The sequence below is a fragment of the Streptomyces mangrovisoli genome (genome assembly GCF_000974985.2).
Lineage (GTDB): Bacteria > Actinomycetota > Actinomycetes > Streptomycetales > Streptomycetaceae > Streptomyces > Streptomyces mangrovisoli.
Genome location: NZ_LAVA02000051.1, coordinates 1 through 16,557, shown reverse-complemented (window position 1 = coordinate 16,557; position 16,557 = coordinate 1). Strand labels below are relative to the sequence as shown.

The following is a 16,557-nucleotide window of genomic DNA, read 5'->3' as shown; positions in this document are numbered from 1 at the left end:
TTTCGTTCAAGAGATGCGCGGCTGCTCCGGCCCGGCGGGGCCGGGGGCCGCGGTGGGGGCCCTGGGCTCTCAGACCGAGCTTGTCAGATGACGGGGGGCCGGCCCAGTCGTGTCAACCGCCATACCGTCCGCCATTTCATGGGCCGACGGGGACCGCACGGAGTGCTCCAGCCCTCCCGGAAGCCGCCGAACCAGGCCTGGAGGGCCGGACGGGACGGCCGGCGCACGAGCGTCAGCAGCATCCACACCCCGAGATAGACGGGGACGAGAAGCGCGGGCAGATTGCGCCGTGCGAGCCACACCCGGTTGCGGGCGACCATGCGGTGATAGACCGCGTGCCGCGAGGGGGCGGTCGTGGGGTGGTACAGCACCATGTCGGACCGGTAGTCGATCATCCAGCCCGCGTCGAGGGCCCGCCAGGCGAGGTCGGTCTCCTCGTGGGCGTAGAAGAACTCGTCCGGCAACCCGCCCACCTGGGCGAACACCTCGGTGCGTACGGCGTTGGCACCGCCGAGGAACGTGGTGACCCGCGAGGAGCGCATCGGGTCGGCGGCCCGCAGCCGCGGCACGTGGCGGCGCTGCGTGACGCCGGTGTCCGGGTCGGCGATGCGGAAGCTGATGATGCCGAGCGCCGGGTCGGCGGCGAAGGCCTGCCGGCACAGTTCGGCGGTGTCGTGCTGGGCGAGCAGCCCGTCGTCGTCGAGGAAGAGCAATATGTCGACATCGCGGCCGCCGGGGCCGAACGCCGCTATGCCGACGTTGCGGCCGCCGGGGATGCCCAGGTTCTCGGGCAGCTCGACGGTCCGCACGCCCTCGGGGACGTCCGGGACGGGCGCGCCGTTGCCGACCACGACCACCTCGACCCGGTCGCCGTCCTGCTTGGCGACCGAGTCGAGCAGCGCCCGCAGCTCGTCGGGCCGGTTGCCCATCGTGATGATGACGGCGCCGACCTTCATGCCGCTCACTTCAGCCTGCTCGAAGCGAGGATGGACACCAGGTGCAGCAGGGTCTGGAGCATCGCGATGCCCGCGAGGACGGCGGTGCCCAGCCGGGTGAAGAACAGGTCGCCGTGGATCTGGTCCGCGATCGCGAGGACCACGATCAGCAGCGACGCCTCGATGCCGAGGATCAGCCGGTGGAACTTCAGCGCCCCGGCCGCGCGGCGGGCCAGCGCCATGCCGGAGGAGCGCAGCTCGGACGCGGACTCCTTGACGGGTTCCTTGCCGGTCTGGTGCCGGGCCACGCCGACCAGGTCCGTCTCGGCCTTGATCAGGATGGCGCCGAGCGCGGCGAGGGTGCCGAGGAACGCCCACAGCCAGTCGATCCGGCCGCCGCCCCAGAGGTCGGCGGCGCGCAGACCGAGGCCGACCAGGACGGCCGCGTCGGTGAGGTAGGCACCGACCCGGTCCAGGTAGACACCGGCCAGCGAGTACTGCTTCCGCCAGCGGGCGATCTCCCCGTCGACGCAGTCCAGCAGCAGGTACAGCTGGGTGGCGAGGACGCCGAGCAGCGCGCCCGTGATCCCCGGCACCAGCAGCGCCGGGGCCGCGAGCACGCCGCAGACGGTCATCAGGTACGTGAGCTGGTTGGGCGTGACCTTGGTGTTCACCAGGAAGCGGTCGACGCGCAGGGACACCTCGCGCATGTAGAGGCGTCCCGCCCAGTGCTCACCGCTGCGCCGGTCCTTGACCCCCGCGGGGTGCACGACCGGTCTCAGTTCAGCTACCGATGGCCTTGACATAGTCGGCGTAGATGTCCTTGATCTGGTCGGTCTTGAGGTCGAGGTGTTCGAGGATCGTGTAGCGGCCGGGCCGGGTCTCCGGGGCGAACTCCACGGCGCGGACGAACTCGTCCACCGTGAAGCCGATCTCCTCCGGCAGCACCGGAAGCCCGTGCCGGCGCAGTACCTCCGCCGTGTGCGCCGCCTCCTCGTGGGCCCCGCGCAGATACATCGCGAAGGCCGCGCCCAGGCCGCACTGCTCGCCGTGGCTGGCCGCGCGCTTGGGGTAGAGCAGGTCGAAGGCGTGGTTGATCTCGTGGCAGGAGCCCGAAGCGGGGCGCGAGTCACCGGAGATCGACATCGCGATACCGGTCAGCACCAGCGCCTCGGCCAGCACCTGGAGGAAGTCGTTGTCGCCGATCCCGCCGGGGTGGCGCAGCACGGCCTCGCCGGCCTGCCGGGCCATGGCCGCGGCGAGACCGTCGATCTTCTCGCCGTTGACCCGGTTGGCGAGCTCCCAGTCCGCGATCGAGTTGATGTTGGAGATGGCGTCGCCGATGCCCGCGCGCACGAAGCGCACCGGGGCCTCGCGGATGACGTCGAGGTCGATGACGGCCGCGATCGGGTTGGGCACACCGTAGGAGCCGCGGCCCGCGTCGTTGTCGAGGGTGGCGACCGGCGAGCACAGACCGTCGTGCGCGAGGTTGGTCGGCACCGCGACCAGGGGCAGCCCGACGCGCGCCGCGGCGAACTTGGCGCAGTCGATGATCTTGCCGCCGCCGAGGCCCACGACCGCGTCGTAGCGGCCGGACTTCATGGCACCGGCCAGCCGGACCGCGTCGTCGAGGGTGCCGCCGCCGACCTCGTACCAGGTGGCGCCGGGCAGGCTCGGCGCGAGCCGCTCGCGCAGCCGGGCACCGGAACCGGTGCTCACGGCCACGGCGAGGCGGCCCGACGTCGAGATGCGCTCGTCGGCGAGCACGCCCGCCAGGTCGTCGAGGGCACCCGGGCGGATGTCCACGACGAGCGGCGAGGGGATCAGCCGTGTCAGTACTGGCACGCGATCTCCCGGCCGCGCGCGAGGTCGTCGTGGTTGTCGATCTCGACCCACTGCACGTCGCCGATCGGCGCCGTGTCGATCGTGAAGCCGCGGTTCACGAGCTCCTGGTAGCCGTGCTCGTAGAACTGCTGCGGGTCGGTCTCCCACACGGTCTTCAGCGCGTCGCCGAGCTCGGCGGCCGCGTCGCCCTCGATGAGGGTGACACCGATGTACTCGCCGGTGGCCTCGGCGGGGTCCATCAGCTTGGTGATCTTGCGGACGCCCTTCTCGGGGTCGACGACGACCTTCATCTCCTCGTCGGCGAGGGACTTCACCGTGTCGAGGGCGAGGATGATCTTCTTGCCCTCGCCGCGCGCGGCGAGCAGCGTCTTCTCGACGGAGACCGGGTGGACGGTGTCGCCGTTGGCGAGGATCACGCCGTCCTTGAGGGCGTCACGGCCGCACCACAGGGAGTAGGCGTTGTTCCACTCCTCGGCCTTGTCGTTGTCGATGAGCGTGATGGTGAGGCCGTACTTCGCCTCCAGGGCCGCCTTGCGCTCGTACACGGCTTCCTTGCGGTAGCCGACGATGATCGCGACCTCCGTGAGACCGACCTCGGCGAAGTTGCCGAGGGTGAGGTCGAGCACCGTGATCGAGTCCTCCTTGCCCTCCGGGCCCACCGGCACCAGCGCCTTGGGAAGGCTGTCGGTGTAGGGGCGAAGGCGCCGTCCGGCGCCTGCCGCCAGCACGAGGCCGATCATGCGGTTTCTCCTTCATCGTGAACGGCGGGTGCCCCACCCAGATGGGCGGACACCCAGAAGCGGATGCTCTCGACGAGCACCACGAGGGCGACGGCCACGGCGAGAACCGTGAGCGCGACCTTGAACTGAGCCGCGGTGAGCAGTACGGCGAGGACGGTGACCAGCAACGTCCGCCCTTCCTGCCCCCCGATGGCGCGCACCAGCCAGGCCGGCGGCGCACCGGCGTTGCCGCGAATGCGGTACACCGTGTCGTAGTGATGGTAGGCGACGGCCGCAACCAGCCCGAAAGCTGCCGGAAGGGCTCCGTTCACGTCCGCTTTGACCGCGAGGACGAGGACGGTGCCGTACTCGGCGGCCCGGAACAGCGGCGGGACCAGCCAGTCCAGGGCGCCCTTGAGCGGGCGGGCGAGGGCCAGGCCCGAGGTCAGGACGTACACGACGGCGCCCGCGACCGGCGCCCAGGCGGGGCCGGTGAAGAGGGACACCGCGAGAATCGCCACACCGGCGAGGGCCGCCAGGAGCGGGCCGCCGACCGGGGCGGGCAGGCGGCGGGACACGAGACCGGCGAGCGGGCCGTTGTCCGCGAGGTCCGCGAGCGCCTGGGCCGCGCGGTCGGTGCGCCTCGCCTTGCGGGTCACCGAGCGCAGCACCCGGCCCGCCGTGGTGTACGTCGCCGCGAGGGCGCAGCCGACGAGCAGGGCGTAGAAGGTGATCCGCGGGGTGGTGGCGGCCGTGAGGACGGCGATCATGGCCCAGCGCTCACCGATCGGCAGCACGATCATCCGCCGCAGCCACACCGTCCAGCCGACGCTGTCGAGCCGGTCGGAGAGGGCGGCCGTGGGGCTGGTGTTGGCGGCGGCGTCGTGGTTGGCCTCGTTGAACGAGAAGTCGACCACGTGCCGGCAGGTCTGGAGGATCATCGCGCCGAGCGCGAGCGCCCATACGTCGTCGCCGCCCCGGGCCGCCCCGAGCGCGAGGCCCGCGTAGTAGGCGTACTCCTTGGCCCGGTCGAAGGTGGCGTCGAGCCAGGCGCCGAGCGTGGAGTACTGGAGCGAGTAGCGGGCCAGCTGTCCGTCGGTGCAGTCCAGCACGAAGGAGCAGATCAGCAGCACGCCCGCGGCAATGTAGCCGCCCCGGGTGCCGGTGGCCGCGCAGCTCGCCGCGATCAGCGCGGTGATCAGGGAGGCGGTGGTGACCTGGTTGGGGGTCAGGCCCCGGCGGGCGCACCAGCGGGCGATGTAGCGGGAGTACGGGCTGATGCAGTAGGTGGTGAAGAAGCCGTCGCGGGCCTTCACGGCCGACTTCAGGCGTACGGCCTCGTCGTCTACGGCGTCCACGGCCTGCCGGGCCGCGTTGCGGGCCTCCGGGTCGGCGGGGACGGCGGCGACGAGACTGCCCAGGTCGGGGCGGTGCACCTCGGCGCCGTCGGCGTCCAGGGCGGTGACGACGCGGTCGGCGAGGCTGTCCACGGCGAGCGCGGTGCCGCCGCGCTCGGAGGTCTGCCGGGCCAGCGCGCGCACCAGGGCCGGGCGTCCGGCGCTCTGGGCGGTCACGGCGCCACGGACGGCGGCGAGGTCGAAGCGGGGGTCGGTGAGGCCGAGCCGCAGGGAGTGCACGTGCCCGACGAAGCGGGCGTCCACGACGGCCACCCGCTCGGCGGCCGGGACCGCGGCGAGCAGCTGCCCGGCGTCGGCGGCATCGGCGGCGATCCGTACCTCATAGCCGAGGGACCGCAGATCGCCTTCGATCGACGAGCCGGGTACCGGCTGACCGGTGAGGATGGCGGTCGACAACCGAACTCACTCCCTGGGTGCCGACGGCGCGCGCCGGTCATGAGCATGATGGTGGCGCCCTTGCCGGCGGCGCCGGGGCGGCATGTCGGCAGAGGCTATCCGATGATGAGAAGTTTGCGTTCACCGGGCGTTCACTGCCGCATCAACCCGGTCTGCCTGCGCCTTCGCCTCGATCATCATCGGCGATGCCCGGCGCGCGCGACAAACTCCGCCCCACTTCCGGCATACCTCCTATATGGCGCCCTCGGGGCGACCGGCGGCGTTCGGGGCGGCACGTAGGGTGGGCGACCATGACGTGGCTGATCACCGGCGGTGCCGGATACATAGGGGCCCATGTGACGCGCGCCATGACGGCGGCCGGCGAGCGTGTGGTCGTGCTCGACGACCTGTCGGCGGGGCACGCGGCGCGACTGCCCGAGGGCGTGCCGCTGGAGCGGGGCTCGGCGAGCGACCCCGAGCTGCTCGAGCGACTGCTGGGCGAACACGAGGTGACGGGCATCGTGCACCTGGCCGCCCGCAAGCAGGTCGCCGAGTCCGTCGCGCGGCCCACCTACTACTACCGGGAGAACGTGGGCGGCCTCGGCACGCTCCTCGACGCCGCCGCGAAGGCGGGCGTCGGCCGCTTCGTCTTCTCCTCCTCCGCGGCGGTCTACGGCGACCCGGACACGGAACTGATCACCGAGGACACCCCCTGCGCCCCGGTCAACCCCTACGGCGAGACCAAGCTCGCCGGGGAGTGGCTGGTCCGCGCGGCCGGACAGGCGCACGGCATGGCCACCACCTGCCTGCGCTACTTCAACGTGGCGGGTGCCGCGGCGCCGGAGCTGGCCGACACCGGGGTGTTCAACATCGTGCCGATGGTCTTCGACCGGCTCAGCCGCGACGAGGCCCCGCGGATCTTCGGCGACGACTACCCGACGCCGGACGGCACCTGCGTCCGCGACTACATCCACGTGGCCGACCTGGCCGAGGCGCATCTGGCGGCGGCGCGGCGGCTCGCCGACGGCGCGCGGGGTGACCTGACGGTCAACATCGGGCGCGGGACGGGCGTCTCGGTACGGGAGATGATCACCACGATCGGCGAGGTGACCGGCGAGTACCGGGCCGCGCTGGTGGAGCCGCGCCGCCCCGGCGACGCGCCGCGCGCGGTCGCGTCGGCCGACCTCGCGGCCGAGGAGCTGGGCTGGCGGGCGCGGCTCGGGGTGCGGGAGATGGTCGCGTCGGCGTGGCAGGGCTGGGTGCTGCACCAGGGCGCGTGAGGGGTCTGACCTGCGTTTCGTTTGCGCAGGTCAGAGCACATGACAACGGTGTTCAGTGCCGCGTTGCCCGATACCCCCCACCCGTAGTTCACTGTGGAGCCGTACGGGCATGCGTACGGCACGGCCGGCGGGAACTCCTCACCGGGAACTCCTCACCCGAGGACCGGACCGCCGGACAGCCGGACACGACACCGAAGGGCGGAGGGCCATGGGGGCCGGTCACGATCACGCGCACGGGCACGCGCACGGCGCTCCGGGCGGCGGCACCGCCTCGGCCGCGCACCGCGGCAGGCTGCGGATCGCGCTGGGCATCACCCTCGGCGTGATGGTGGTCGAGGTCGTCGGCGGCGTCCTCGCGGACTCGCTCGCGCTGATCGCCGACTCGGCGCACATGGCCACCGACGCCCTGGGCCTCGTCATGGCCCTGCTCGCGATCCACTTCGCGAACCGCCCGCCGAGCGAGAAGCGCACCTTCGGGTACGCCCGCGCGGAGATCCTCGCCGCGCTCGCGAACTGCCTGCTGCTGCTCGGCGTGGGCGGGTACGTCCTGTTCGAGGCCGTCCAGCGGTTCTTCACGCCCGCCGACACGGCGGGCGGGCTGACCCTGGTGTTCGGCGTGATCGGCCTCTTCGCGAACATGGTCTCGCTGATGGTGCTGATGGGCGGCCAGGCCGACAGCCTGAACGTGCGGGCCGCCTTCCTGGAGGTCGCCGCGGACGCGCTGGGGTCGACGGCGGTGCTGATCGCCGGTGCGGTGATCCTGACCACCGGCTGGCAGGCGGCCGACCCGATCGCGTCCATCGCCATCGGCGTGCTGATCGTCCCGCGCACGGTGAAGCTGCTGCGCGAGACGCTCGACGTGCTGCTGGAGGCCGCGCCCAAGGGCGTCGACATGGCCGAGGTGCGCTCGCACATCCTCGCCCTGGACGGCGTCGAGGACGTGCACGACCTGCACGCCTGGACGATCACCTCCGGGCTTCCGGTGCTGTCCGCGCACGTCGTGGTGGCCTCCGACCTGCTGACCGCCATCGGCCACGAGAAGATGCTGCACGAGCTCCAGGAGTGCCTCGGCGGCCACTTCGACGTCGAGCACTGCACCTTCCAGCTGGAGCCCGGCGGGCACGCGGAGCACGAGGCGCGGCTCTGCCACTGAGGCGCGGGGGGCGGTCCCCCGCCAGGGCCCACGAGGGTGTACGAAGAGGGTGTACGAAGCAGGTGCATCAAGCAGCTGCATGGAGCGGTCGCACCCGGACGCCCTCCGACGCGTGTGCGAGACCGACGGGCGGTTCTCGGTCCGCCGCGCCGGGCACGATCAACAGCGATGTCCGGGAGTGCCGGATTCGTACGGCAGACTTGGGTCCCGAGACCGATGCGAAGGATGGGTATGCCGATCACACCTGCCACCGCGCCGCACACGGCGTCGAACGGCACCGCTGACGCGATTCTGCTGGAACTGGTCGACGAGAACGGTGTGACGATCGGCACCGCGGAGAAGCTCGCCGCCCACCAGCCGCCGGGACAGCTGCACCGGGCGTTCTCGGTGTTCCTCTTCGACGAGCGCGGCCGGCTGCTGCTCCAGCAGCGGGCGCTCGGCAAGTACCACTCCCCCGGCGTCTGGTCCAACACCTGCTGCGGCCACCCCTACCCGGGCGAGGCGCCGTTCGCGGCGGCGGCCCGGCGCACGTACGAGGAGCTCGGGGTCTCCCCCTCGCTGCTCGCCGAGGCGGGCACCGTGCGCTACAACCACCCGGACCCGGACTCGGGCCTGGTGGAGCAGGAGTACAACCATCTCTTCGTGGGGCTGGTGCAGTCCCCGCTGCGGCCGGACCCGGAGGAGGTCGGCGCGACGGCGTTCGTGACCCCCGACGAGCTGGCGGAGCGGCACGCGAAGGACACCTTCTCGTCGTGGTTCTACACCGTGCTGGACGCGGCGCGCCCCGCGGTCAGGGAGCTGACGGGCGCGTCCGCGGACTGGTGAACCTCACCCCACCCGCACCGGCTTGAGCGGCAGGGCGGCCCAGATCACCTTGCCGCCGCTCGCCGTGTGCTCGACGTCGCACACGCCGCCCGCCTCCAGGGTGACCTCGCGCACCAGCAGCAGACCCCTGCCGCCCGTCTCGCTGTGGGCGGTCTCCAGGGCGGTGGGCCGGTAGGGGTGGTTGTCCTCGACGGACACCCGCACCCACTCGGCTCCCACGGCGACCTCGACGGCGAGCGTCGGCGACAGCAGCGCCGCGTGCTTGACCGCGTTGGTGACGAGCTCCGAGACGATCAGCAGCAGTCCGTGGACCAGATCGTCCGAGACCGGTACGCCCTGGCGGAAGAGCAGGTCGCGCACCGCGTGCCGGGCCTGCGGGACCGAGGCGTCGACGGCGGCGGCGGTGAACCGCCACACCCCTTCGTACGGCAACGGCTGCGGCGGCCGGGGCCCGGGTACGCCGTCGAGGGGTACTCCGCCGCTCTCTGGGCGAGGGCCGAACCCACGCCCGTGGTTCTCCATCGTCCGGTCGCCACCCTTGCGCTCGATTGTCACCACATGTCGAGTGTTGGTAACGCGCCGCGTTACACCCGAGTTCTGAACGCAAGTAGACGAATATCGAGCACATTCGATCGCCTGCGACCGAAAATGACAGACTCCCGACCGAAGATGGCGCTGCTGCGCCAGCTTTTCAACTTATTACGGTTGTACGGGTTTGCCATCCCCTGAGCGGCCCCGGGGCCCCGCCCCGCGGACGGCCCGGCCGTGGTGGCCCGGATAGCATCCGGCGCATGGAGCCCCAGCTGCTGCACGAGGTGACCGACTCGGTCGCCACCGTCGTCATCGACCATCCGGCCAAGCGCAACGCGATGACGGCCGCGATGTGGGCGGCGCTGCCCCCGCTGCTCGGCTCCCTCGCCCGCGACCCCGCCGTGCGGGCCCTGGTGCTCACCGGGGCGGGCGGCACCTTCTGCGCCGGGGCCGACATCTCGACGCTGCGCGGCTCGCCGGAGGAGGCCCAGCGGCTCGCCGTCGCCGCGGAGGAGGCGCTCGCCACGTTCCCGAAGCCGACCCTGGCCGCGATCCGGGGACACTGCGTGGGCGGTGGGGCGCAGCTGGCCGCGGCGTGCGATCTGCGGTTCGCGGCGCAGGGCACGCTGTTCGGCGTGACACCGGCGAAGCTCGGGATCGTCTACCCGGCCTCCTCGACCCGCCGGCTCGTCGCACTGGTGGGGCCCGCGGCCGCCAAGTACCTGCTGTTCTCGGGTGAGTTGATCGACACGGACCGGGCGCTGCGCACCGGCCTGGTGGACGAGGTGCTGGAGGAGGGCGAACTCGACAAACGGGTCGCCGAGTTCACCCGCGTCCTGGCGACGCGCTCGCAGCTGACGCAGGCAGCGGCGAAGGAGTTCGCCGACGGCCGCACGGACCGGGACGCCCACTGGTCACGGCAGGCCCGCGCCGCCACGGACACGGCGGAGGGCGTGACCGCGTTCCTGGAGCGCCGGGCGCCACGCTTCACCTGGACGCCGTCGGACTGACACCGGATCCCCGCCGGACCGGTGCCGTATCGCCGCCGTATCCCCATCGGATCGCCGCCGGTTCGCCGGCGGACGGCCGCCCGACCGCCTCCTGGCCGAACGGCGGCCCGGGGCGCGGCGGTTCACGTCAGGAGGAAGCGGCTCCTGCCGCGGAACTCCGCGACCAGGTGCGCCGGAGCCTTCTGAGGCGACCCGCTGTCGTACGGCGGCTGCGGGTCGTACTCGGTCAGCAGCTGCACGGCGCGCGCGTGGTCGTCGCCCGCGATCCGACCCAGCAGGGCGAGGCCCATGTCGATCCCGGAGGAGACACCGGCGGCGGTGACGTACTTGCCGTCGAAGACCACGCGGCGGCCGGTGGGTTCGGCGCCGTGGGCCCGCAGCTGTTCCAGCGCGAGCCAGTGGCTGGTGGCCGATCGGCCGGTGAGCAGCCCGGCGGCGCCCAGCAGCAGCGACCCGGTGCACACGGACGTGGTCCACTCGCTGCCGGCGTCCGCGGCGCGCAGCCAGTCGAGCAGCGCGCCGTTCGTCATCTGCGCGGACTGGCCGGGCCCGCCCGGGACGACGACGATGCCCGGCTCCGGCACCTCCGCCAGCGTGCGGTCCGCGGTCAGCGCGAGGTTGCCGGTCTCGTTGCGGACGGGCCCGGTGCGCTCGGCCACGAACACGGTCTCGGCGCCCGGCAGCCGGCTCAGCGTCTCGTACGGTCCCACCGCGTCGAGGGCGGTGAAGCGGTCGTAGAGCAGGATGGCGATCTGCATGGAAGTCCCTTCAGCGGGTGGGTGTGCGCAGGGTGGTGGCGGGCGCGGGGCGGAAGCGGCGGCGGTACTCCGCGGGAGCCGTGCCGAGCGCCTTGACGAACGCGCGCCGCATCGCCTCGGGGGTGCCGTAGCCGCTGGCGCGCGAGATCTCCTCCACGCCGTCGCCGGTGTCCTCCAGGAGCCGACGGGCGTGTTCGAGGCGGACCCGGTCGACGTAGCGGCCGGGGGTGGTGCCGGTCTCGGCCTGGAAGGCGCGGGCGAAGTGGCGGGGCGAGAGCCGGGCGCGGGCGGCCAGCGCCTCGACGGACAGGTCGCCGCCCGGATGCTCGGTGATCCACTGCTGGACCTCGCGCAGCGGGTCGCGCCGCGCGGTCTGCGCCGCGAGCTGCGCGCTGAACTGGGCCTGGTTGCCGGGCCTGCGCAGGAAGACGACCAGGTGGCGGGCGACGGTGAGGGCGGTGTCCCGCCCGAGGTCCTCCTCGACCAGGGCGAGCGCCAGGTCGATGCCGGAGGTGACCCCGGCGGAGGTGGCGACCCGGCCGTCGCGCACGAAGATGGGGTCCGGATCGACGTGCACGGCCGGGTGGTCGCGGGCGAGCCGGTCGCAGTACGCCCAGTGGGTGGTGGCCCGGCGGCCGTCCAGCAGCCCGGCACGGGCCAGCAGGATCGCGCCGGTGCACACGGACACCAGGCGCTCGGCGCGCGGCCCCAGGTCGCCCAGGAGGTCGACCAGGGCCGGGTCGGGATGCCGGGTGCCCCGGCCGCCGGGGACGACGAGGGTGTGCGGCGCGGGTCCGCCGGCCAGCGCCCCGTCCGGTACGAGGGTGAGTCCGCTGGAGGTGCGGACGGCCGAGCCGTCGAGGGAGGCCGTACGGATCCGGTAGCTGCCCGGGGTGTGCGTCTCCGCGCCCGCGAAGACCTCCAGGGGACCGGTGACGTCGAGACTCTGCACGCCGTCGAAGAGGACGACGAGAACGGTGCGCTGCGTCATGGCTCCGATTCTTCGCGGACCCGGCCGGGGCAGCAATGACGAGAACCCCACCTTTCCTGCCATGTCCGTATCCTCGGCCGGCGGCGCCGGAGGCGACGCGGACCTGGGTCGACGGGGGCAGGACGCGCCGTGCCGGTGGCCGCCCTGATCCCCACCTGTCGGCGCCACCTGCCACAATTGCCGCGCAACCCGAAGCGGAGAAGGCGGTACCGGATCGTGACGACACCCGGGTCCCTGGCAGCAGGGTCCATCGAAGGCAGGATCGCCGAGGAGCTCGGCGTAAGGGAGCGGCAGGTCAGATCCGCCGTGGAACTGCTCGACGGCGGTTCGACCGTGCCCTTCATCGCGCGCTACCGCAAGGAAGCGACCGAGATGCTCGACGACGCGCAGCTGCGCACGATCGAGGAGCGGCTGCGGTATCTGCGGGAGCTGGAGGAGCGGCGGACCGCGATCCTGGAGTCGGTGCGTGAGCAGGGCAAGCTGACCGAGGAGCTGGAGGCGCAGATCCGCGCCGCCGAGACCAAGGCGCGGCTCGAGGACATCTACCTGCCGTACAAGCCGAAGCGCCGTACGAAGGCGCAGATCGCGCGCGAGGCCGGTCTCGAACCGCTGGCCGAGGGGCTGCTCGGGGACCCGTCCGTCGACCCGCTCGCCGCGGCGGCCGCGTTCGTCGACGCGGACAAGGGCGTCGCCGATCCGCAGGCCGCCCTGGACGGCGCGCGCGCCATCCTCACCGAGCGCTTCTCCGAGGACGCGGACCTGATCGGCGAGCTGCGCGAGCGCATGTGGACGCGCGGGCGCCTCGCGGCGAAGGTGCGCGACGGCAAGGAGGAGGCGGGCGCCAAGTTCGCCGACTACTTCGACTTCGCCGAGCCCTTCACCGAGCTGCCCTCGCACCGGATCCTCGCGATGCTGCGCGGCGAGAAGGAGGAGGTCCTCGACCTCGTCCTGGAGCCGGAGGAGCCGACCGAGGGCCCGTCGTCGTACGAGGGCATCGTGGCGGGCCGGTTCGGCATCGCCGCCCAGGGCCGGCCGGGCGACAAGTGGCTCGCGGACACCGTCCGCTGGGCCTGGCGGACCCGCATCCTGGTGCACCTCGGGATCGACCTGCGGCTGCGGCTGCGCACGGCGGCCGAGGACGAGGCGGTCGACGTGTTCGCGGCCAACCTGCGCGACCTGCTGCTCGCCGCCCCGGCGGGCACCCGCGCCACGCTGGGCCTGGACCCGGGCTTCCGCACGGGCGTGAAGGTCGCGGTGATCGACGCGACCGGCAAGGCCGTGGCCACCGACGTGATCTACCCGCACGTCCCGGCCAACAAGTGGGACGAGGCGATCGCCAAGCTGGCCGTGCTCGCGCAGCGCCACCAGGTCGAGCTGATCGCGATCGGCAACGGCACGGCGTCCCGCGAGACCGACAAGCTCGCCGGTGAACTCATCACCAAGCACCCGGAGTTGAAGCTCACCAAGGTGATGGTGTCGGAGGCGGGCGCGTCGGTGTACTCGGCCTCCGCGTACGCCTCGCGGGAGTTCCCGGACATGGACGTGTCGCTGCGCGGCGCGGTGTCCATCGCGCGCCGGCTCCAGGACCCGCTGGCCGAACTGGTGAAGATCGACCCGAAGTCGATCGGGGTCGGGCAGTACCAGCACGACCTGTCCGAGGTGAAGCTGTCGCGTTCGCTGGACGCGGTGGTGGAGGACTGTGTGAACGGCGTCGGCGTGGACGTCAACACGGCGTCCGTGCCGCTGCTCTCGCGGGTGTCCGGGATCTCCTCGGCGCTCGCCGAGAACATCGTGGCGCACCGCGACTCCAACGGCCCGTTCACCTCCCGCGGGGAGCTGAAGAACGTGGCCCGGCTCGGCCCGAAGGCGTTCGAGCAGTGCGCGGGCTTCCTGCGCATCCGCGGCGGCAGCGACCCGCTGGACGCCTCCAGCGTGCACCCGGAGGCCTATCCGGTGGTCCGCCGCATGGTGAAGACCACCGGCCAGGCGGTGGCCTCGCTCGTCGGCAACACGTCGGTGCTGCGGTCGCTCAAGGCGAACGAGTTCGTCGACGACACCTTCGGCCTGCCGACCGTGACCGACATCCTCAAGGAGCTGGAGAAGCCCGGACGCGACCCTCGGCCCGCCTTCAAGACGGCCTCGTTCAAGGAGGGCGTCGAGAAGATCGCCGACCTGGCGCCGGGCATGGTCCTGGAGGGCGTCGTGACGAACGTGGCGGCCTTCGGCGCGTTCGTGGACGTCGGCGTGCACCAGGACGGCCTCGTCCATGTCTCCGCGATGTCCAGGACGTTCGTCAAGGACCCGCGGGACGTCGTCAAGCCGGGTGACATCGTCAAGGTGAAGGTCCTGGACGTGGACATCCCGCGCAAGCGGATCTCGCTGACGCTGCGGCTGGACGACGAGGCGGCCGCGCAGGGCGGCGAGCAGGCCGATCCGGGCGCCCGCGGCCGGCGCGGCGGCGGCCGCCCGCCGCAGCAGCGGCAGAACCGCCAGTCCACCGGCGCCGGCCGGCAGTCCGGCGGCGGCAAGTCCGGTGGCGGCAACCGCCAGTCGGCGCCGCCCCCGGCGAACAGCGCCATGGCCGACGCCCTGCGCCGCGCGGGCCTCGTCGACCCGGGCGACAAGGGCCGCCGCTGACCCGCACCCGGGCCCGGGGACCACGAGGTGTGGTCGCCGGGCCCGGTGCGGCTGTGCGGGGTCCGGCGCGCGGTGACGCCGGACGGCATCCGGCCGACCGATGACGCGGTAGGGCAGCGTGCGTACAGTCCCGATGCGGCGCCGGGGACGCGGTGACGCGTCGGGCGCATCGGGCCGGGTGGAGCGGGCGGTCCTCGGGTTCCGTGAGAGGGAAAGGGGCGAGGACCGTCCTCGGAACTAGCTCTCCGTCACCTTGCCTGCGGTGACCTCCAGGCGGCGGGTCACGTGGACCGCGTCGAGCATCCGGCGGTCGTGGGTGACCAGCAGGAGGGTGCCCTCGTAGGCGTCGAGCGCGGACTCCAACTGCTCGATGGCGGGCAGGTCGAGGTGGTTGGTCGGCTCGTCGAGGACGAGCAGGTTGACACCCCGGCCCTGGAGCAGCGCCAGCGCCGCCCGGGTGCGCTCGCCCGGGGACAGGCTCGTCGCGGGGCGCAGCACGTGGTCGGACTTCAGCCCGAACTTGGCCAGCAGCGTGCGCACTTCGACCGGCTCGGTGTCCGGTACGGCCGCGCAGAAGGCGTCCAGCAGGGACTGCGGGCCGTGGAACAGGGCGCGGGCCTGATCGACCTCGCCGACCAGCACGCCGGAGCCGAGGGACGCGTGTCCGGCGTCCAGCGGGACCCGGCCCAGCAGGGCGCCGAGCAGCGTGGACTTGCCCGCGCCGTTGGCTCCGGTGACCGCGATCCGGTCGGCCCAGTCGACCTGGAGGGAGACCGGCCCGAAGGTGAAGTCCCCGCGCCGCACCTCGGCGTCGCGCAGCGTCGCGACGACGGCCCCGGAGCGGGCCGCGGACGCGATCTCCATCCGCAGCTCCCACTCCTTGCGGGGTTCCTCGACGACGTCCAGCCGCTCGATCATGCGCTGCGTCTGACGCGCCTTGGCGGCCTGCTTCTCGCTGGCCTCGCTGCGGAACTTGCGGCCGATCTTGTCGTTGTCGTTGTTCGCCTTGCGGCGGGCGTTCTTCACGCCCTTGTCCATCCAGGAGCGCTGCATCTGCGCCCGGTCCTGGAGGGCGGCGCGCTTGTCGGCGTACTCCTCGTAGTCGTCCCGGGCGTGCCGCCGGGCGACGTCGCGCTCCTCCAGATAGGCCGCGTATCCGCCGCCGTAGAGGTTGATCTGCCCCTGTGCCAGGTCGAGTTCGAGGACCTTGGTGACCGTGCGGGTGAGGAACTCGCGGTCGTGGCTGACGACGACGGTCCCGGCGCGCAGGCCCTGCACGAAGCGTTCGAGCCGCTCCAGGCCGTCCAGGTCGAGGTCGTTGGTGGGCTCGTCGAGGAGGAAGACGTCGTAGCGGGACAGCAGGAGGGAGGCGAGCGAGGCGCGGGCGGCCTGGCCGCCGGACAGGGAGGTCATCGGCTGGTCGAGGCCGACGCCGAGGTTGAGGGTGCCGGCCACCTCCTCGGCGCGCTCGTCGAGGTCGGCGCCGCCGAGGTCGAGCCAGCGCTCCAGGGTGGTGGCGTAGGCGTCGTCCGCGCCGGGGGCGCCGTCGACGAGCGCCTGGGTGGCCTCGTCCATCGCGCGCTGCGCCTCGGCCACGCCGGTGCGGCGGGCGAGGAACTCGCGGACCGTCTCGCCGGGGCGGCGGTCCGGCTCCTGGGGCAGGTGGCCGACGGTCGCGGTCGGCGGGGAGAGCTTCAGCTCGCCCTGTTCGGGGGCGGCGAGCCCGGCGAGCAGCCGCAGCAGGGTGGACTTGCCCGCGCCGTTGGCACCGACGAGACCGATGACGTCTCCGGGCGCGACGACGAGGTCGAGCCCGGCGAACAGCGAGCGGTCGCCGTGGCCGGCGGCGAGGTTCTTCACGACGAGGGTGGCAGTCATCAGGGGGTTGATTTTAGTGGGACGGACGACGTGCGGTGTCCCTGCGTGGGGCGTCGCGGGTGATTGCGTAGTTCCTCGCGCCCCTTGGGGGGTGGGGGGTTCGGCTCGGGGGTCGGTGCGGGTGCGTCGTGGCTGGTCGCGCAGTTCCCCGCGCCCCCTAGGCATATGCCTCGGTCGGCACGTGAACCCGTGCGGGCACGTC

14 protein-coding genes are annotated in these 16,557 nt (G+C 72.7%); 5 read left to right on the top strand and 9 right to left on the bottom strand.

Annotated features, from left to right (window positions below; all coding sequences use genetic code 11):
* Positions 1-83 precede the first annotated feature (83 nt).
* The 5 genes from WN71_RS21960 to WN71_RS21940 are packed head-to-tail and all read right to left on the bottom strand — an operon-like array spanning position 84 to position 5,313.
* A complete protein-coding gene (locus WN71_RS21960) occupies positions 84-956 on the bottom strand; it encodes a glycosyltransferase family 2 protein (RefSeq protein ID WP_046588526.1) in 873 nt (290 codons plus the stop codon).
* Positions 957-961: 5 nt separating this feature from the next.
* Positions 962-1,741 (bottom strand): CDP-alcohol phosphatidyltransferase family protein, encoded by a 780-nt coding sequence (locus WN71_RS21955; RefSeq protein ID WP_046588528.1) that lies wholly within the window; start codon positions 1,739-1,741, stop codon positions 962-964.
* A complete protein-coding gene (locus tag WN71_RS21950; protein WP_046588530.1) occupies positions 1,719-2,780 on the bottom strand; it encodes an iron-containing alcohol dehydrogenase family protein in 1,062 nt (353 codons plus the stop codon). The genes WN71_RS21955 and WN71_RS21950 overlap by 23 nt, the downstream gene beginning before the upstream one ends.
* Positions 2,768-3,520 carry a phosphocholine cytidylyltransferase family protein gene (locus WN71_RS21945; protein WP_046588532.1) on the bottom strand — a complete coding sequence of 251 codons (753 nt, stop codon included), beginning with the start codon at positions 3,518-3,520 and terminating at the stop codon, positions 2,768-2,770. The genes WN71_RS21950 and WN71_RS21945 overlap by 13 nt, the downstream gene beginning before the upstream one ends.
* Positions 3,517-5,313 carry a DUF5941 domain-containing protein gene (locus WN71_RS21940; RefSeq protein ID WP_046588534.1) on the bottom strand — a complete coding sequence of 599 codons (1,797 nt, stop codon included), beginning with the start codon at positions 5,311-5,313 and terminating at the stop codon, positions 3,517-3,519. The genes WN71_RS21945 and WN71_RS21940 overlap by 4 nt, the downstream gene beginning before the upstream one ends.
* 290 nt (positions 5,314-5,603) lie before the next feature.
* On the opposite strand from WN71_RS21940, the gene galE reads away from it, so the two are divergent.
* From galE to idi, 3 genes are all read left to right on the top strand, one after another.
* Positions 5,604-6,572, top strand: a complete 969-nt coding sequence (gene galE, locus WN71_RS21935; RefSeq protein ID WP_046588536.1) for a UDP-glucose 4-epimerase GalE — start codon at positions 5,604-5,606, stop codon at positions 6,570-6,572.
* A 208-nt stretch (positions 6,573-6,780) separates the two neighbouring features.
* Positions 6,781-7,725, top strand: a complete 945-nt coding sequence (locus WN71_RS21930) for a cation diffusion facilitator family transporter (protein ID WP_046588538.1) — start codon at positions 6,781-6,783, stop codon at positions 7,723-7,725.
* A 231-nt stretch (positions 7,726-7,956) separates the two neighbouring features.
* Entirely contained in the window at positions 7,957-8,550 is a 594-nt protein-coding gene (gene idi / locus WN71_RS21925; RefSeq protein WP_046588540.1) for an isopentenyl-diphosphate Delta-isomerase, read from the top strand.
* Positions 8,551-8,553: 3 nt separating this feature from the next.
* Here idi and WN71_RS21920 read toward each other — a convergent pair whose 3' ends face one another.
* Entirely contained in the window at positions 8,554-9,072 is a 519-nt protein-coding gene (locus tag WN71_RS21920; protein ID WP_046588542.1) for an ATP-binding protein, read from the bottom strand.
* Between the two features lie 269 nt (positions 9,073-9,341).
* On the opposite strand from WN71_RS21920, the gene WN71_RS21915 reads away from it, so the two are divergent.
* A complete protein-coding gene (locus WN71_RS21915) occupies positions 9,342-10,091 on the top strand; it encodes an enoyl-CoA hydratase/isomerase family protein (protein WP_046588544.1) in 750 nt (249 codons plus the stop codon).
* A 122-nt stretch (positions 10,092-10,213) separates the two neighbouring features.
* Here the strand turns inward: WN71_RS21915 and WN71_RS21910 are convergent, their stop codons facing one another.
* Positions 10,214-10,849, bottom strand: a complete 636-nt coding sequence (locus WN71_RS21910) for a DJ-1/PfpI family protein (RefSeq protein WP_046588546.1) — start codon at positions 10,847-10,849, stop codon at positions 10,214-10,216.
* 10 nt (positions 10,850-10,859) lie between these two features.
* Positions 10,860-11,840 carry a GlxA family transcriptional regulator gene (locus WN71_RS21905; RefSeq protein ID WP_046588548.1) on the bottom strand — a complete coding sequence of 327 codons (981 nt, stop codon included), beginning with the start codon at positions 11,838-11,840 and terminating at the stop codon, positions 10,860-10,862.
* Positions 11,841-12,056: 216 nt separating this feature from the next.
* Here WN71_RS21905 and WN71_RS21900 point away from each other — a divergent pair, with 216 nt between their 5' ends.
* A complete protein-coding gene (locus WN71_RS21900) occupies positions 12,057-14,477 on the top strand; it encodes a Tex family protein (RefSeq protein WP_046588550.1) in 2,421 nt (806 codons plus the stop codon).
* A gap of 237 nt (positions 14,478-14,714) precedes the next feature.
* On the opposite strand, the gene WN71_RS21895 is transcribed toward WN71_RS21900, so the two are convergent.
* Positions 14,715-16,355 carry an ABC-F family ATP-binding cassette domain-containing protein gene (locus WN71_RS21895; protein ID WP_046588552.1) on the bottom strand — a complete coding sequence of 547 codons (1,641 nt, stop codon included), beginning with the start codon at positions 16,353-16,355 and terminating at the stop codon, positions 14,715-14,717.
* Positions 16,356-16,557: the final 202 nt, after the last annotated feature.

What these genes read in the sequence shown, in the direction of transcription:
- WN71_RS21930 (WP_046588538.1), top strand. Translation starts at nt 6,781, where the DNA reads ATGGGGGCCGGTCACGATCACGCGCACGGGCACGCGCACGGCGCTCCG.
- WN71_RS21905 (WP_046588548.1), bottom strand. Translation starts at nt 11,840, where the DNA reads ATGACGCAGCGCACCGTTCTCGTCGTCCTCTTCGACGGCGTGCAGAGT.
- galE (WP_046588536.1), top strand. Translation starts at nt 5,604, where the DNA reads ATGACGTGGCTGATCACCGGCGGTGCCGGATACATAGGGGCCCATGTG.
- WN71_RS21915 (WP_046588544.1), top strand. Translation starts at nt 9,342, where the DNA reads ATGGAGCCCCAGCTGCTGCACGAGGTGACCGACTCGGTCGCCACCGTC.
- WN71_RS21895 (WP_046588552.1), bottom strand. Translation starts at nt 16,355, where the DNA reads ATGACTGCCACCCTCGTCGTGAAGAACCTCGCCGCCGGCCACGGCGAC.
- WN71_RS21920 (WP_046588542.1), bottom strand. Translation starts at nt 9,072, where the DNA reads ATGGAGAACCACGGGCGTGGGTTCGGCCCTCGCCCAGAGAGCGGCGGA.
- WN71_RS21955 (WP_046588528.1), bottom strand. Translation starts at nt 1,741, where the DNA reads ATGTCAAGGCCATCGGTAGCTGAACTGAGACCGGTCGTGCACCCCGCG.
- WN71_RS21910 (WP_046588546.1), bottom strand. Translation starts at nt 10,849, where the DNA reads ATGCAGATCGCCATCCTGCTCTACGACCGCTTCACCGCCCTCGACGCG.
- idi (WP_046588540.1), top strand. Translation starts at nt 7,957, where the DNA reads ATGCCGATCACACCTGCCACCGCGCCGCACACGGCGTCGAACGGCACC.
- WN71_RS21960 (WP_046588526.1), bottom strand. Translation starts at nt 956, where the DNA reads ATGAAGGTCGGCGCCGTCATCATCACGATGGGCAACCGGCCCGACGAG.
- WN71_RS21945 (WP_046588532.1), bottom strand. Translation starts at nt 3,520, where the DNA reads ATGATCGGCCTCGTGCTGGCGGCAGGCGCCGGACGGCGCCTTCGCCCC.